At 47.6% G+C, this 17,091-nt stretch carries 13 protein-coding genes; 11 read left to right on the top strand and 2 right to left on the bottom strand.

The window, feature by feature from the left end:
* Positions 1–11: 11 nt before the first annotated feature.
* The 10 genes from ACESPU_RS05350 (at position 12) to ACESPU_RS05305 (ending at position 12,918) form a co-directional block, all read left to right on the top strand.
* A complete protein-coding gene (locus tag ACESPU_RS05350) occupies positions 12–1,559 on the top strand; it encodes an acyl-CoA carboxylase subunit beta (RefSeq protein ID WP_005857693.1) in 1,548 nt (515 codons plus the stop codon).
* A 12-nt stretch (positions 1,560–1,571) separates the two neighbouring features.
* Positions 1,572–1,904, top strand: coding sequence for an acetyl-CoA carboxylase biotin carboxyl carrier protein subunit (locus tag ACESPU_RS05345; protein ID WP_005857691.1), 333 nt, complete (start codon positions 1,572–1,574; stop codon positions 1,902–1,904).
* Between the two features lie 41 nt (positions 1,905–1,945).
* Positions 1,946–4,069, top strand: coding sequence for a tetratricopeptide repeat protein (locus tag ACESPU_RS05340; protein WP_005862989.1), 2,124 nt, complete (start codon positions 1,946–1,948; stop codon positions 4,067–4,069).
* Positions 4,070–4,159: 90 nt separating this feature from the next.
* Positions 4,160–6,115 (top strand): threonine--tRNA ligase, encoded by a 1,956-nt coding sequence (gene thrS / locus ACESPU_RS05335; RefSeq protein ID WP_005857688.1) that lies wholly within the window; start codon positions 4,160–4,162, stop codon positions 6,113–6,115.
* 33 nt (positions 6,116–6,148) lie between these two features.
* Positions 6,149–6,775: a translation initiation factor IF-3 gene (infC, locus tag ACESPU_RS05330; RefSeq protein WP_008779711.1), complete on the top strand. Its 627-nt coding sequence runs from the start codon at positions 6,149–6,151 to the stop codon at positions 6,773–6,775.
* A gap of 55 nt (positions 6,776–6,830) precedes the next feature.
* On the top strand, positions 6,831–7,028 hold the full coding sequence (rpmI, locus tag ACESPU_RS05325; RefSeq protein ID WP_005857684.1) for a 50S ribosomal protein L35: 198 nt from the start codon (positions 6,831–6,833) through the stop codon (positions 7,026–7,028).
* A gap of 106 nt (positions 7,029–7,134) precedes the next feature.
* Complete coding sequence (gene rplT / locus ACESPU_RS05320) at positions 7,135–7,479, top strand: 50S ribosomal protein L20 (protein WP_005857682.1); 345 nt, start codon at positions 7,135–7,137, stop codon at positions 7,477–7,479.
* Between the two features lie 604 nt (positions 7,480–8,083).
* The gene (locus ACESPU_RS05315; RefSeq protein WP_005862983.1) at positions 8,084–8,329 is read left to right on the top strand and encodes an RNA-binding protein; all 246 of its coding nucleotides are present in this window, start codon (positions 8,084–8,086) and stop codon (positions 8,327–8,329) included.
* A 127-nt stretch (positions 8,330–8,456) separates the two neighbouring features.
* Positions 8,457–10,634, top strand: coding sequence for a family 20 glycosylhydrolase (locus ACESPU_RS05310; RefSeq protein ID WP_048928231.1), 2,178 nt, complete (start codon positions 8,457–8,459; stop codon positions 10,632–10,634).
* A 40-nt stretch (positions 10,635–10,674) separates the two neighbouring features.
* Positions 10,675–12,918: a GH92 family glycosyl hydrolase gene (locus ACESPU_RS05305; RefSeq protein WP_008772411.1), complete on the top strand. Its 2,244-nt coding sequence runs from the start codon at positions 10,675–10,677 to the stop codon at positions 12,916–12,918.
* Between the two features lie 94 nt (positions 12,919–13,012).
* Here the strand turns inward: ACESPU_RS05305 and ACESPU_RS05300 are convergent, their stop codons facing one another.
* On the bottom strand, positions 13,013–13,939 hold the full coding sequence (locus ACESPU_RS05300) for a magnesium transporter CorA family protein (protein ID WP_005862977.1): 927 nt from the start codon (positions 13,937–13,939) through the stop codon (positions 13,013–13,015).
* Between the two features lie 325 nt (positions 13,940–14,264).
* Positions 14,265–15,452, bottom strand: a complete 1,188-nt coding sequence (locus ACESPU_RS05295) for an immunoglobulin-like domain-containing protein (RefSeq protein WP_373133180.1) — start codon at positions 15,450–15,452, stop codon at positions 14,265–14,267.
* A gap of 90 nt (positions 15,453–15,542) precedes the next feature.
* On the opposite strand from ACESPU_RS05295, the gene dnaB reads away from it, so the two are divergent.
* Positions 15,543–17,060, top strand: coding sequence for a replicative DNA helicase (dnaB, locus tag ACESPU_RS05290; protein ID WP_008772408.1), 1,518 nt, complete (start codon positions 15,543–15,545; stop codon positions 17,058–17,060).
* The last annotated feature ends 31 nt before the right edge of the window (positions 17,061–17,091 follow it).

The raw sequence follows: 17,091 nt of genomic DNA, 5'->3' as shown, positions 1-17,091 counted from the left end.
AAATAATCAATATGACAGATTTAAGTAAAAACATTGAGGCCCTCAGGGAAAAGAAAGCCGTTATCGAGATGGGCGGTGGTGAGGCTGCTATCGAAAAGCAAGTGGCGATGGGTAAGCTTACTGCCCGGGAGCGTATCTTGGCTTTGTTGGATAAGAACTCTTTCCATGAGTATGACATGTTCGTGAAACACGATGGCCGTGATTTCGGTATGGAGAAGAAGGTTCTGCCGGGTGATGGTGTGGTTACCGGTACGGGTACGATCTTTGGTGCCCCGGTTTGCATCTATGCACAGGACTTTACGGTTGCCGGTGGTTCGTTAGGTTTGCAGCATGCTCGTAAGATCACCAAGATCATGGATCATGCGTTGAAGATGAAATGTCCGATCATCGGAATCAATGACTCGGGTGGCGCGCGTATCCAAGAAGGTGTTGGTGCTTTGGCTGGTTATGGTGAAATATTCTATCGCAATACGATCGCCTCGGGCGTGATCCCTCAGATTTCCTTGATCCTCGGTCCTTGTGCCGGTGGTGCCGTTTATTCTCCGGCGTTGACGGACTTCGTGTTTGTGGTTGAGAACATCTCTAAGATGTTTATCACGGGACCGAACGTTATCAAGACCGTGCTGGGTGAGGATATCTCTATGGAAGACCTTGGTGGCGCACGTGTTCATGCGGAGACTACAGGTAACGCTCATTTCTATGCCTTGAGCGAGCAAGAATGTTTCGATCAGGTGAAACGTTTGGTTAGCTTCATCCCTTGGAATAATCAGGAGCGTGCGAAAGTGGTTGAGCCGAAAGAGCCGTCCGCTATGCTGAATATCGAGCAAGTAGTTCCGGCGGACCCGAAACAACCGTATGATGTGCGAGACGTTATCAGATGTATCGTCGATGACTCGGACTTCTTGGAGATTCAAGAGTTGTGGGCCGCTAATATTGTGATCGGTTTTGGCCGTATGGCAGGAGAAACGGTAGGTTTCGTTGCCAATCAACCGATGGTTCTGGCTGGCGTGCTTGATTGTGATAGCGCTGACAAGGCCGCTCGTTTCATCCGTTTCTGCGACTCATTCAATATTCCTATCATCACGTTGGAGGATATGCCGGGTTATCTGCCGGGCGTAGATCAAGAGCATGCGGGTGTGATTCGTCATGGGGCTAAGGTTCTGTATGCGTATTCGGAAGCTACTGTTCCTAAGATCACGGTTATCTTGCGCAAGGCGTACGGTGGAGGTTATATAGCTATGAACTCCCGTCACTTGGGCGCTGACTTCATGTTCGCTTGGCCGAGCGCGGAGATCGCTGTTATGGGTCCGGAAGGTGCAGCTAACATCATATTCCGCAAGGAGATCATGGAGGCGGAAGATCAGAACGCTATGCGTCAGGAGAAGGTGAAAGAATATATCGAGAAATTCGCGAACCCGTACGTGGCGGCTTCCAAGGGATTTATCGACTCTGTGATCGAACCGAAAGAAACCCGTTCATTATTGCTACACGCACTGAAGCTTTCCATTCTAAAAGAGGAATACAGACCGGCCAAGAAGCACGGTTTGCCTCCGTTCTAAATTGATGAGAGTATGGAAAAGAAACACCAGCAAGAAGAATATGTAGACTTTGTGGTGACGGCACGTAAATATAAGACGTTGCTGACAGCGAAGTATAAGAGCCGACCGATGTGGCATAAGCCGTCGGCTGGTGACGTGGTTTCTCATCTTCCCGGAACGATTATCAAGATTATGGTAGAAGAAGGACAGGCTGTGGAGGCTGGGCAACTTCTGCTAATCCATGAGGCGATGAAAATGCAGAACCGGGTGGTCGCTCCCATATCGGGAGTCGTTGTCGAGCTCAATGTAAAAGAGGGCGATAAGATAACGAAGAATCATTTAATGGTAAAAATAGAGTCTAAGTAAGATAATTTACTTATTTTTGCCTCTCAATCATTTTTAATAGGATGAAGAAGGCAACACTCTTTTTGATATTACAGATATTTACGATTTCGCTTTTTGCGCAGATTAATACGGACCGTGTATTGGCCATTGGCAGGAACGCCCTTTATTTTGAGGATTATGTTCTTTCCATTCAGTACTTCAATCAAGTTATCAAATCCAAACCTTGGTTGGCGGAACCCTATTTTTACCGTGCGGTGGCGAAGATAAATCTGGACGATTTTAAGGGGGCCGAGGAAGACTGTACTTTATGTCTTCAGCGGAACCCTTTTTTAACGCAAGCGTATTACGCTCGCGGCATCGCCCGTCAAAGTCAGGAGAAATACGACGAGGCGATCGACGATTACCAGAAAGGACTTGAGTTCAAACCCGAGGACCGCCAGATGCTGGTGAATATGGCGGTGGCTTTTATCCAGAAAAAAGACTACAACGGGGCGGAGAAGACATTCGATGATTTAATGACCGCCCATCCGAAATATTCCATGAATTATATGACACGGGGCGCTATGTATCTGGAGAAAGGGGATACGTTGAAAGCCTTGGCCGATTATAATAAGGCGATCGAGATGGATCCTTATTATGCGCCGGCGTATGGCAATCGTGCGATCCTTCATTATCAAATGGATGATTATAAGGACGCTCTGGCCGATTTGAACGAGGCTCTACGTCTGGATACCCGTGAGAGCGGATATTATATTAACCGGGGGCTAGTTCGTTATCAGATGAATGACTTGAGAGGTGCGATGGCCGATTACGATCAGGTGATCAGCATGGATAGCCGGAACTTGATCGCACGGTTTAACCGGGGGTTGCTTCGGTTCCAAGTCGGGGATAATAACCGGGCTATCGAGGACTTCGATGTCGTTATCCAGCAAGAGCCAGATAACTATATGGCTTATTACAACCGTGCGTTGCTCCGTTTCGAGACGGGCGACTACCGGGGGGCCGTGCAGGATTACGACGTGGTCTTGAAGCAATATCCTACTTTCCTGCCAGGCTTTGTGAGCCGTTCGGAAGCAAAGCGTAAGCTAGGTGATAACGTGGGGGCAGACCGTGATTATTGGGCAGCCATAAAGATGGAGGAGCAGGCCAAGAACGGACAGCTCCCGAAGACATCGTCTTCTGGCTCCAATACAGCGGTGAACGGAGATGCCAAGACGGACGATTCGGAGGAGAATACTCGTGAGCAATCCGATAAGAATATCAATAAGTTCAACCGCTTGGTGGTATACGATAAGGAGCAGGAGCGTAAAAGTAAATACCAAAGTGAGGTCCGTGGGCGTGTACAAGACCGGAATGTCCATGTGGATCTGGAACCCCAGTTTGTCTTGACCTATTACGAGAAGGCGGATCCCGTAAAGAAACTTGTTTATTACGACAAGATGGTGGAGGATTACAATGGCCAGATGGTCTTGAAGCGTAAATTGCGTATCACGAACGAGGAGGCCGCTTTGACTGAGGACCAAATCGCCGTGCATTTCGCCTCCATCGACGAGTATTCGGCGGAGATCGAGCGTGATCCGAACAACGCTAACGCTTATTTTGGCCGTGCGATGGACTTCATGTTGGTGCAGGATTTCTCGGAGGCGATCAAGAATTTCTCGGAAGCGATCGAGCGAGACCCGTCGTTCACGATGGCTTATTTCAATCGTGCCGTGGAACGTTATAAGCAATTGATGTACACCCAATCCCAGCAGGCTAGCAAGGATACGTACGACTTGAGTGGCTCGGGAATGAACTTGAATATTGGTAAGTCCGCACAGTCGCAGGTAAACGCCAACACCTCGGTGGACCTCCGGAGCGCTATGCTGAAGGATAATAAGCGAGCCTATGAGCATGAGCAGATCATGAGGGATTACGATATGGTGATCAAGCTGAACCCGGGTTTTGTGTACGCTTACTTTAACCGTGCGAATCTGCGTTGCGCCCAGCGTGATTTCCGTGCCGCTATCGTTGATTACAACGAGGCGATCGAGCGGGACCCTGAATTTGCCGAGGCTTACTACAACCGTGGGTTAGCCCGTCTGTCGCAAGGTGACGTGAACCGGGGCATCGCCGACTTGAGCAAGGCAGGGGAATTGGGTATCTACAACGCCTATAGTATCATCAAGCGAATGACAAGCCGGTGATAACGCAAATTATTCGAGTTAAATGTTTCGCTGATAGAAAAGAAATATTAACTTTGTGGGCTGAATATAAAGAATTTTAGAGAATAGAATATGATAAAGATTACATTTCCGGACAATTCCGTAAGAGAATATGCAAAGGGAACGACTGCTATGCAGATAGCGGAAAGCATTAGTTCTCGTTTGGCACAGGAAGTCCTAGCCGCAAGCGTGAATGGGGAGGTTTGGGACTTAAGCCGTCCTATCAACGACGACGCTACGGTGAAACTTTTGAAGTGGGAAGACGAGGAAGGTAAACATGCGTTCTGGCATTCCAGTGCTCATCTTATGGCAGAGGCTTTGCAGGAATTATATCCGGGTATTAAATTCGGTATCGGTCCGGCGATCGAGAACGGTTTCTATTATGACGTGGATCCGGGTGAGGCCGTGATCAAAGAGGGTGATTTCGCTGCTATCGAGGCTAAGATGCTTGAGCTGGTAGCCAAGAAAGAAGAGATCAAACGTCAGGACATTACCAAGGCGGATGCCATGAAGATGTTCGGCGATAGAGGTGAAGAGTATAAAACAGAGCTTATCAGTGAGTTGGAAGACGGTACGATCACTACCTATACGCAGGGTTCTTTTACGGACTTGTGTAGAGGGCCGCACTTACCGAATACCTCTTATCTGAAAGCTGTCAAGATATTGAGCGTAGCCGGCGCTTATTGGCGTGGCGATGAGAAACGCAAGCAATTGGTTCGTTTGTATGGTATCACTTTCCCGAAAAAGAAGATGTTGGATGAGTATCTGACATTGTTGGAGGAGGCCAAGAAACGTGACCACCGTAAGATCGGTAAGGAGATGGACTTGTTCATGTTCTCCGATACGGTAGGTAAGGGCTTACCGATGTGGTTGCCGAAAGGTACCGCCTTGCGTTTGCGTCTGCAAGAGTTCTTGCGTCGTATCCAAGCTCGTTATAATTATCAAGAGGTAATGTGTCCGCCGATCGGTAATAAATTATTGTATATTACCTCCGGCCACTACGCTAAATACGGAAAGGATTCTTTCCAACCGATCCATACACCTGAGGAGGGTGAGGAATACTTCTTGAAACCGATGAACTGTCCTCATCACTGTATGATCTATAAAAACTCTCCTCGTTCGTATAAGGACCTGCCGTTGCGTCTCGCTGAGTTCGGTACGGTTTGCCGGTATGAACAGAGCGGAGAGTTGCACGGATTGACCCGTGTACGTAGCTTTACGCAGGATGATGCTCATATTTTCTGCCGCCCCGATCAGGTAAAGCAGGAATTCTTGAACGTAATGGACATCATCTCGATCGTATTCAAGACGATGAATTTCGAGAACTTCGAGGCTCAGATCTCCTTGCGTGACAAGGTGAACCGTGAGAAATATATCGGTAGCGACGAGAATTGGGAGAAGGCTGAGCAAGCGATTGTAGAGGCTTGTGAGGAAAAAGGCTTGAAAGCTAAGATCGAATATGGAGAGGCCGCTTTCTACGGTCCGAAACTCGACTTCATGGTGAAAGACGCTATCGGCCGCCGTTGGCAGTTAGGTACGATTCAGGTAGACTATAACTTACCGGAACGTTTCCAATTGGAATATACGGGTGCCGACAACCAGAAGCACCGTCCGGTTATGATTCACCGTGCGCCGTTCGGTTCCATGGAACGGTTCGTTGCCGTATTGATCGAGCACACCGCCGGAAAGTTCCCGTTGTGGTTGACTCCGGAGCAGGTATGTATCATGCCGATCAGCGAGAAGTTTAATGATTACGCTTGGCAAATCGCACGTGAGTTGGGTAATCAGGAAATTCGTGCTATCGTAGATGACCGAAATGAGAAGATCGGTCGTAAAATTCGTGACAATGAATTGAAAAGAATCCCTTATATGCTCATCGTTGGAGAAAAAGAAGCAGAAAATGGTGAAGTTTCTGTAAGAAAACAGGGCGAAGGTGATAAAGGTTCGATGAAAATTGCTACCTTTGCAGCGCTTTTGAATGGCGAGGTAGAGGAAATGATGAATCGCTGGCAAAAAAGTAATGATTAAATAACTAATAACGAGGAGAATAAATCTTTTTGAATGAAGAATGACAATCTGAAAGAACAGTATAGAATCAACGAACGTATTCGTGTTCGTGAAGTTCGTTTAGTAGGTGACAATATTGAGACGGGTGTTTATCCGATCGCTCAAGCGCTGAAAATAGCGGAAGAGCAGGGGATGGATCTAGTCGAGATTTCACCAAATGCTGCGCCCCCCGTTTGTAGAGTAATCGACTACCAGAAATTCCTCTATCAGCAAAAAAAGCGTCAGAAAGAGCAAAAAGCGAAATCTGTGAAAGTGGTCGTGAAGGAGATTCGTTTCGGGCCTCAGACTGATGATCATGATTACAATTTTAAATTGAAGCACGCTAAGGGATTTTTGGAGGAAGGTTCGAAGGTCAAAGCCTACGTGTTCTTTAAAGGCCGTTCTATCCTTTTCAAGGAACAGGGAGAAGTCCTGCTGCTTCGTTTTGCCAACGATTTGGAGGATTATGGAAAAGTAGAGCAGTTGCCGGTATTGGAGGGAAAACGTATGATTATCATGCTTACTCCGAAGAAAGCGGGCACTGGTTCAGCCCCGGCTGCGGCCGCAGCTCCGAAAGTTGTAAAGAAAGTGATCACGACACCTAAGCCTAAAAGCGAGGGTGATAAGAAAACAGAAGAATAAAATCCGTCCCTGATAGAAGGGAGGTTAAGTTTAATAATTAAAATATAATTGGAAAATGCCTAAGATGAAGACTAATTCCGGTGCCAAAAAGAGGTTCGCCCTTACCGGATCAGGAAAGATCAAAAGAAAACACGCTTTTAAGAGTCATATCTTAACAAAGAAGACTAAGAAGCAAAAGAGAAATCTTACTCACACGGGTTTGGTAGCTAGTGTTGACGTAAGCAACGTAAAGCAGATGCTTTGCATGAAGTAATCTTTATTCATTAAGCGAGTTTTATAACGATTTTTATTAACCGAATGCATTTAGCAATCAAGTTCATCCTAAGAGATGACGCTAACATTCAAAACAGATTAGAATTATGCCTAGATCAGTAAATCATGTTGCTTCAAGAGCAAAAAGAAAACGGATTTTAAAACTAACCCGTGGTTATTATGGTGCACGTAAGAACGTTTGGACCGTAGCGAAGAATACATGGGAAAAAGGTTTGACTTATGCTTTCCGCGACCGTCGTAACAAGAAACGCAATTTCCGTGCTTTGTGGATTCAGCGTATCAACGCTGCCGCTCGTATGGAAGGTTTGTCTTACTCTCGCCTAATGGGTGCTTTGCACGCTGCCGGTATCGAGATCAACCGTAAGGTTTTGGCAGACTTGGCCGTTAACCATCCGGAAGCATTCAAGGCTATCGTAGCTAAAGTAAAATAAGATTTTTGCTATATAGTTAATAAAGAGCCTCCCCGAAAAGGAGGCTCTTTTTTTGTTGTTTTTGTTTGGTTATGTCGATACGATTACATATCTTTGTAACAAGAAAAAGATAAACAGGGAATGAGTTAAGCCGCACTTGTTCGATTGGGAAACTCATCAGTTTATTTTAATTCCGAGACATAGCTCTTGTCGCCAATGGCGGGCCGCGCCCTTCGGGGTATGCTTAGCACGGCGGATTACAAAGGTGGCAAAGCACTCAAATCCTGTCATACGGAGTTTGTTCACATCTACAGTGCGGCTTTTTCAAATAGGGAAGAGGATCTTTAATTAGATTCTCTTCTTTTTTATGCGGTTCACGCAGGTAGTCTCGTTAGCTCATATAAGTAGTCTTCTGAGGATAAAGTGAATTATTTTGAAAATAAATTAGGTTTTATAGTTGGTAATCCAAAAAGAATGCTTTCCTTTGTACCAACAAACAAAAGATAGTTTGTCTTGCTCTTTATCTTCGAGTTTCTATTCTCAGTAATGATAATATATTCTTCTAGAAATCGATCTTCACTAACATCACTTGTTTTATTATTAATTTATTTTTAATTTTTTTCGTATGAATATTTACATTGGAAACTTGAGTTATCGAGTAAGAGAGTCTGATTTGCAACAAGTATTAGAAGAGTATGGTGTTGTTGATTCAGTAAAGTTAATTGTTGATCGTGATACTAGACGTTCTAAGGGTTTTGCTTTCGCTGAAATGCCTAACGTAGACGAGGCTCAAAAAGCTATCGAGGAATTAAACCAAGCTGAGTACGAAGGTCGTCAGATGGTTGTAAAAGAAGCAATTCCTAGACGTTAATTTTAGAAGATATACATCTTAAAATAACTCTGAAGCGGGGAGACGATAGTCTTTCCGCTTTTTTGATATTGTCTATTATTGTTGTATATTTACGCACCAAGAATAACACAACTAAAAAATAAGTATTATGACGTTGCCAAAACGGTCTTACATGAAAGTAACCGGACTTGCTCTCGCTTGCTCCTCGCTACTTTTTTCCTGTGTTCCCAAGGAGGTTCCGCAGGTGAATTTAATCCCTAAGCCGGCCCATATCGAGGTGACTGGCGGTTATTTCAAAGTAGATAGTAATCTCATATTCGGGAATGATCAATCGGGTACGATCCGTTACGTGGTCGATGAGTCTTTCAATGGCGGAAATCCGGAGGGATATGCGTTGAACGTGACCAAGAAGGGGATCGAGTTGAGAGCCGCCTCTAAATCCGGATTGTTTTACGGGGAACAAACGTTGCGCCAGCTGTATACGTCGAAAGGGATTCCTTGCGTATCGATCCAAGATAATCCCCGTTTCCCGTATCGTGGCTTGCATCTGGATGTCTCCCGTCATTTCTTCCCGAAAGAGGAGGTGATGAAGTTATTGAACGTCATGTCTTATTATAAATTGAATACGCTTCATATGCATTTGACGGATGCCGGTGGTTGGCGTATCCAGATGGATAAATACCCGAAACTGACTACGGACGTGGCTTTCCGTACGGAATCCGATTGGCAGAAATGGTGGGATGGAAAGGATCGCAAGTATCTGCCGGAAGGAACTCCGGGGGCATATGGCGGTTATTTTACGAAAGAAGATATCCGTGAGATCGTGGATTACGCTACGGCCCGGCATATTAATATAATACCGGAAATCGAATTCCCGGGGCATTCGGACGAGGTGTTCGTGGCGTACCCGGAGTTGAGTTGTGCCGGCAAACCTTATACGACGGGTGATTTCTGCATCGGCAACGAGAAATCGTTTACGTTCATGGAGGATGTATTGTCCGAGGTGATCGAGTTGTTCCCTTCCGAATATATCCATATCGGGGGAGACGAGGCCGGGAAGGGAGCTTGGAAGACCTGCCCGAAATGTCAAGGCTTGATGCGCCGGAATGGGATGAAGGACGTGGATGAGTTGCAGAGCTATATGATTCATCGTGCCGAGGAATTCCTGATTTCCAAAGGCCGCAAATTGATCGGTTGGGATGAGATTCTGGAAGGGGGCTTGGCTCCGGAGGCTACCGTCATGTCTTGGCGGGGCGAGGAAGGGGGAATCAAGTCCGCCCGCATGGGACACGACGTGGTCATGACACCGGGTGGTTATATGTATTTCGATTTCTATCAAGCCGATCCGAAGACACAGCCGTATGCCATCGGCGGTTATACGCCGATCAAGCGGGCGTACAGTTATAATCCAGTGCCTGTGGATTCGTTGACTGCCGAGGAAAGTAAGCATATCCTAGGGGTACAGGCGAATACATGGACGGAGTATATCAAGGATGAGAAACATTTGGAGTATATGATGTTCCCTCGTGCCTTGGCGGTCGCCGAGATCGGATGGACTCCGCAAGAGGATCGTAGTTGGGAGGATTTTAAGCCTCGTATGAACGCGAATATCCCGGTTCTGCAACGGATGGGTATCAATACGTTCACGCTCTCGGACGAGATCGAGACCACGATGGAGGTAGATACCTTGCGGCGAGAGATCAAGGTCATGTTGGATGCGGAGAAATATCCGGCGGAGATACGTTACACGACAGACGGCTCTATTCCCGCCGCCTCTTCCCGGGTCTATAACGGCCCGATCGTGGTGAAAGACTCCGCTGATATCAAGGCCGCTATCTTCCGTGACGGGCAGCTTCAAGGAACGCCTACCGAGAAGAAGGTGGATTATCACCGGGGTATCAATAAGCCTATACATTATAATAGTAAGCTGTATAGCGGTTATATGGCGGGTGGCATGAACGCCTTGCTGGACGGCTACAGGGGAGGCTTGACTTATCTGGACGGTCGTTGGCAGGGTTATTTGAATGACTTGGATTGCGTGGTGGACATGGGCGAGGTGACGGATATCCATAAGGTATCGTCCCGCTTTATGCAATTGATCGGCCCGGGCGTGTACCAACCGGGAGAGGTGGAGTTGCTGACATCGGAAGACGGGGAGAGCTATATCTCGCAGGGAGTTATCCCTACTACGATATCCAATACGGATAAAGACCTGTCTTTTCAGGAATATACGTTTAACGGCGATTGGAAAGCCCGTTATATCCGTATCAAGGCAAAAGAGGCAAATAAGGGTTTCATCTTCACGGATGAGATCGTGATCTGGTAAGTATGAATCAATTAATTATCAACTAAAATACATTTATCAAATGAAGAAACAGTTAATGACCTTCCTGTTGTGTGGCAGTCTGTTCGCTACGGCGCAGCAACCGGTAGATTATGTGAACCCCTTCATCGGTACGAGCAATTACGGTACGACGAATCCCGGTGCGGTTTGTCCACAGGGTATGATGAGCGTGGTTCCTTTCAACGTCATGGGGTCGGAGAAGAACCGTTTTGACAAGGATAGTCAATGGTGGTCTACTCCTTACTCGGCAGACAATAAATTCTTTACGGGATTCGCCCACGGCAGCTTGAGCGGTGTGGGATGCCCGGAGCTGGGAGGTTTGCTATTGATGCCGACGACGGGCGAGTTGAACGTGGACTATAAGGCTTACGGCAGTGAGTACAAGGACGAGGTGGCTCACCCCGGTTATTATAGCAATACCTTGACCAAGTATAATATCAAGGCGGAGGCTACTGCCAGCATGCGTACGGGCTTGAGCCGTTTTACCTTCCCGAAAGGGGAGAGCCATATCCTCTTGAACCTAGGCGAGGGCTTGACGAACGAGACCGGCGCTACGGTACGTATCGTGAATGATACGGAGATCGAGGGGAGTAAGCTTTTAGGTACGTTCTGCTATAATCCACAGGCCGTATTCCCGGTTTACTTCGTGATGAAGGTAAACAAGGCCCCGAAGAAGATGGGTTATTGGAAGAAACAACGTGAGATGAAGGGGGTAGAGGCCGAATGGGATATCTACTCCGGCAAGTATAAGTTATATACCAGTTATACCCGTGAGATGAGCGGAGACGATGTCGGCGTATGGTTCGATTACGATACGGACGAGGGCGAGGCTATCGAGGTGAAGATGGGTATCTCGTACGTGAGCATCGAGAACGCCCGCCTGAACATGAATACGGAGCAGCCCGGCTTCGATTTCGACAAGGTCCGTACGGCGGCTAGTACGATGTGGAACAAGGATCTTTCCAAGGTACAAGTGGAAGGGGGTACGAAAGACGAGAAAACGATATTCTATACCGGTATGTATCATTTGCTGATCCATCCGAATATCCTGCAAGACGTGAACGGCGAGTACCCGATGATGGAGAGCCTGAAAGTAGGCCATACCACCGGAAACCGTTATACGGTCTTCTCCTTGTGGGATACGTACCGTAACGTAAGTACCTTGATGACCTTGCTCTATCCGGAGCGTCAATTGGATATTATCCGTACGATGCTGGATATGTATCGGGAAAACGGTTGGTTACCGAAATGGGAGCTTTACGGACGTGAGACCTTTACGATGGAGGGCGATCCCTCGATCCCGTATATCGTAGACGCATGGATGCGCGGCTTGCGTGACTTTGATGAGCAAACCGCTTATGAGGCGATGCGTAAAGGCGCTACTACCCCGGGAGAGTTCAACCTGCTTCGTCCGGACGCGAACGATTATTTCAGCAAGGGCTATGTTCCTTTGCGTGAGCAATACGATAACTCCGTATCTCATGCGCTGGAATATTATATCGCCGACTGGAACTTGGCTAATTTCGCTCAAGCCTTGGGTAAGAAAGAGGATGCCAAGTTATTCCGTGACCGTTCTTTAGGTTACAAACATTATTATAGCAAGGAGTTCGGAACGCTGCGTCCTATCTTGCCGGATGGCACTTTCTACTCTCCGTTCGATCCGAAACAAGGCGAGAACTTCGAGCCTAGTCCCGGTTTCCATGAAGGCAACGCATGGAATTATACGTTTTATGTTCCTCACGATATCAAGGGACTGGCCAAATTGATGGGAGGCGATAAGAAATTTGTCGATCATTTGCAGAAGGTATTCGATGACGGCAATTATGATCCCGCCAACGAGCCGGATATTGCTTATCCTTATTTGTTTAGCTATTTCAAGGGAGAGGCTTGGCGTACTCAGAAGTTGGTCCGTCAGTTGTTGAAGGATTGCTATCATAACGCCCCGAACGGTGTCCCGGGTAACGAGGATACAGGCACGATGTCCGCTTGGGCTATTTTCTCCATGATGGGCTTCTACCCAGCTTGTCCGGGCGACGTGAACTATGTATTGACTTCCCCGACTTTCGATAAGGTTACGATCCAGCTCGACAAGAAATTCTATCCTAAAGGCGAATTGGTAATCGAGTCTAAGCATAGTAATCCGGAAGCGATCTATATCAAGGACGTTTTCGCCGGCGATAAAAAGCTAAAGGGCTACACCATCTCGCAAGAGGACTTGGTAAATGCCGGAACCTTGCGTTATATCCTCGAGGATACGCATAAGTAAGCCAAGATAAAGATATACCGAATTTGATATTTACCGGACGCAGATGACACCGACAAGCACGGGTGATCTGCGTCCGGTTTATTTATTTGATATCCTAGAACCATTTGATCTTCCTGAATATAAAAAAGGCCGTAGCGGATAGCAAGATCGAGAGCAAGATGATAACCACGAAACCATGCGGCATATCCTCCATGTAGATCGGGACGTTCATCCCGTAGAAGCTAGCGATTAATGTCGGAACCATTAAGATAATGGAAAGTGATGTCATACGTTTCATGATCGTGTTTACGTTGTTGGAGATGATAGAGGCGAAAGCGTCCATCGTACCCGTAAGAATATCGCTATAGATATTTACCGTGTTATGGGCCTGTTTCAACTCGATCTCCACGTCCTCCACCAAATCCTTGTCGATATATTCCGGCTCTTGGAAAATATTCTGGAGCTTGGCCAGCATCACCTCATTCCCGCGGATGGAGGTGTTGAAGAATACCATGCTCTTCTCCAGCTTCATCAACGCTAGCAGATCCTCGTTGCGGATGCTTTTCTCCAACGCCTTTTCCGCCTCGGTGACGGCGTAATTGATTTGTTTCAGGTATTTAAGGAACCATACGGCCGATGAGTGGATCAGCCGGAGGATCAACTCATACTTGTTTTTAATCTGGAGTTCCTTCCGTTGGGTATAACGGATGAAATCGGGGATCAAGTCCGTCTTATGGTAACATACGCTTACGATGATCTCATTGTTCGTGATGATACCGATCGGCACCGTATTGAACGGGATGTCATGATCTTGGTTCTGCAACGGGATACGTAAGATGGTAAGCAACCAATTCCCCTCGTACTCGATACGGGGACGTTCGTCCGTATCGGCTATATCGCTCAAGAATGATTCGGGTACGTTAAATCGATCCATCAAGAATTGAAGATCTTCGGGAGTCGGGCACTCTACGTTTACCCAACTGTTAGGAAGCCATTGGTTCTTCTCCACATAACCGGCCTCACAATAAAGAAATTGTCTCATTATTGCCTCCTTTCGTGTTTAATCCGAGCAGAGGATCAATGAAACCCTCCGCCTCGTTAGTTCATACTCTGTTCTGTTTCTAGCGGGATACTGTCGTCCATAATTTGAAAATTACTTTTTACGGGTGCAAAGATAATACTTTTTTACGTAAGTAAAGTTATGTCGCTGTATGCTGACAGCAATATTGTTGCCAGTTTACGTTAGCATAGGCTTACTTCTCTGAGAGTATTGCGATACTTCTGGTAATAGTACTGGAGTACTTTCATGGAAGTACCCGAGTACTGCCTAAGAAGTACTCCAATACTTCTTAGGCAGTACTGGCCATCTATTCAATCCCGCATTTCCCCTCTTCGTTGAAGTAGAAGAAGAGCCCGGTATCTATGCTGACCGGACCATGGATACGGTTTACGGCGGGTTCCCATGCGGGCATCAACCGGAGTACCCGTAAGGCTTCACCGCGGAACTCATCATAGGTTTTCCCCGTATCGCGAGGATACAGTATATTCTCGGGTAGGCTTACGGGATTCTGTAACATTCCTAAGGAATCGATCGTGAAGGAGTAGAAGAGTCGTACCTTCGTGCCCGTACCTTTATAAGATTCGGGATAACGCAGGTTCTGTTCGAAGAAACGGATCATGGCTTCTCTTCCTCCCTTGAACTCGGCCATGGGGCGAGGCTCGTGGAGCCGGCTGGCGAAGCGTGTGTATTCCTCATAATCTTCCGGGTTATCGGATAGGTAGAACGTGGCGGCCAAAGGATAATGGACGATGCCGGCGCCCTGTCCGGTGATGACGGTCTTGCGCACCCGGTACAATCCCGGAGGGTTTTCCTTGAGCTCTGGCAGTAAGGTGGCCGAGAAATCGTCTCTTGTCTCGTTTGGAAAGATCGGATAGCCGAGATCGACGAAGGCGCAGGGTTGTGGGATTCCTTTCCATGCTTTACCATCAAAATGCTCGATGAAATACGATTCACCTCCCATCCCTTCTAGGTCGGTATGGTTGGTGATGGCGATCTCGATCCGTTCGATGTTGGTTGGGTAGACATTCGGGCTTACTCGCATGGAGAAGTGGGTGGTGTCCATGCTGATAGCTTCCTCGGGTGGCCGGTCGTAAGGGCCTCCGCCGATCCGGATGAGGGGTGAATTGAATACGTAAGTCTTGAAAGCCTCCACATACTCCTTCTCCGCTATGATAAGCTGTAGGAAGACGGAGTCGTCCGTGTTCCAGAGGGAGGTCAGGTTGCCGCGGATCTTCCGTAGATGCGGGGGAAGGGTATCGTATTCCTTGCCGAAGAACAATTCTATGCTGTCCCGTATCTGCTTGGCGGTCCATCCTTCCGTGGAAACTGAAGATGCGGCATGGGTATCAGTCGGTAACGGTAGGGTATCTTGCCGTGCTATGGATTGGGAGTCGGCTGAGTAGTCGCTACTGTTTTCCCCTTTCTTTTGTTTGGTATGGCAGCCGTATAATAGGCAACCTCCCATGATAACTAATCCGATAAAATACGCTTTCATGATTCGACAGGTTTTAATTCCTAAATATAAAGAATCTTTTTCAGAAATGGGTAAAAGATATTACCTTTGACTCCCCAAATAGAAAGAATGATGGCAGAAGGAACAAGAAATACAGGAAGAGGAAGGAAAAAGCCTGTGGAGATGCTCCCCGATATGGGGCGTCTTCAGCCACAGGCCCGTGAGTTAGAGGAGGCTGTGTTGGGTGCGTTGATGCTGGAGAAAGACGCGTACTCGATCGTCAGCGAGATCTTGAAGCCGGAGTGTTTCTATGAGAAAGCGCATGAGAAGATTTATGCCGCTATCGTAGACTTGGCGTTGAGCCAGCGTCCCGTGGATATGCTTACCGTAACGGAGCAATTGAAGAAACGGGGAGAATTGGAGGATGTAGGCGGACCGTTTTATATCTCTCAACTTACCAGCAAGGTGGCCAGTAGCGCCCATATCGAGTATCACGCCCGGATCATTGCCCAGAAATATCTGGCGAGGGAGTTGATCTCTTTCACGGCGATGATCCAAGGAAAGGCATTTGATGAGACGCTCGATGTAGAGGACTTGATGCAAGAGGCGGAGGGTAAGTTGTTCGAGATCTCGCAACGTAACGTAAAGAAGGATGTCACCCAGATCAACCCCGTCATCAAGGACGCTATGGAGATGTTGCAAAAGGCGGCTCTCCAGAAGGAAGGTCTGAGCGGATTGCGCACGGGCTTCGAGGGCTTGGATAAGATGACTTCCGGTTGGCAGAATTCAGACCTTATCATTATCGCCGCCCGTCCGGCCATGGGTAAGACGGCTTTCGTGCTTTCCATGGCGAAGAATATGGCGGTGAATTTCAATACGCCTGTCGCCCTGTTCTCGCTCGAGATGAGTAACGTACAGTTGGTAAACCGTCTGATCGTGAATGTCTGCGAGATACCGGGTGAGAAGATCAAGAGCGGACGCTTGGAGAGCTACGAGTGGGAACAGTTGGACTTTAAGATCAAGGAGCTTTACGACGCCCCGATCTTCGTGGACGATACCCCGAGCTTGTCCGTCTTCGAGCTGCGAACGAAAGCCCGTCGTCTGGTGCGTGAGCATGGCATTAAATGTATCATTATCGACTACCTTCAGTTGATGAACGCTAGCGGTATGAACTTCGGTAGCCGTGAGCAGGAGGTGAGTACGATCTCCCGCTCGTTGAAGGGATTGGCGAAGGAATTGAATATCCCGATCATCGCCTTGTCGCAGTTGAACCGTGGTGTGGAAGCCCGTCAAGGCGTGGAAGGTAAGCGTCCGCAGCTAGCCGACTTGCGTGAGTCCGGAGCTATCGAGCAGGATGCCGATATGGTATGTTTCATCCACCGTCCCGAATATTATAAGATTACGGAAGACGAGCGGGGAAATTCCCTGATCGGCCTCGCCGAGATTATTATCGCCAAGCATCGTAACGGTGCCGTGGGGGATGTCCGGCTGCGCTTTAAGAGCGAGTTCGCCAAGTTTATGAACGTAGAGGAAGATATAGCGGTAAGGGAATTCTCCTCGACCATGAACGGTGGAGACCCGATGCCCCCGATCCCATCGGCGGGAGCTGACTTCTTGAGTCAAGGTAGCAGTAACGAGGTTCCGTTCTAATATAGCATGAATGAGCGAAAGAGGCGAAAAC

The organism is Parabacteroides sp. 20_3, from assembly GCF_964238835.1.
In the GTDB taxonomy this organism is placed as follows: domain Bacteria; phylum Bacteroidota; class Bacteroidia; order Bacteroidales; family Tannerellaceae; genus Parabacteroides; species Parabacteroides distasonis.
The sequence above is the reverse complement of the archived record's forward strand: the minus strand, read 5'-3'. Positions and strand labels throughout refer to the sequence as shown.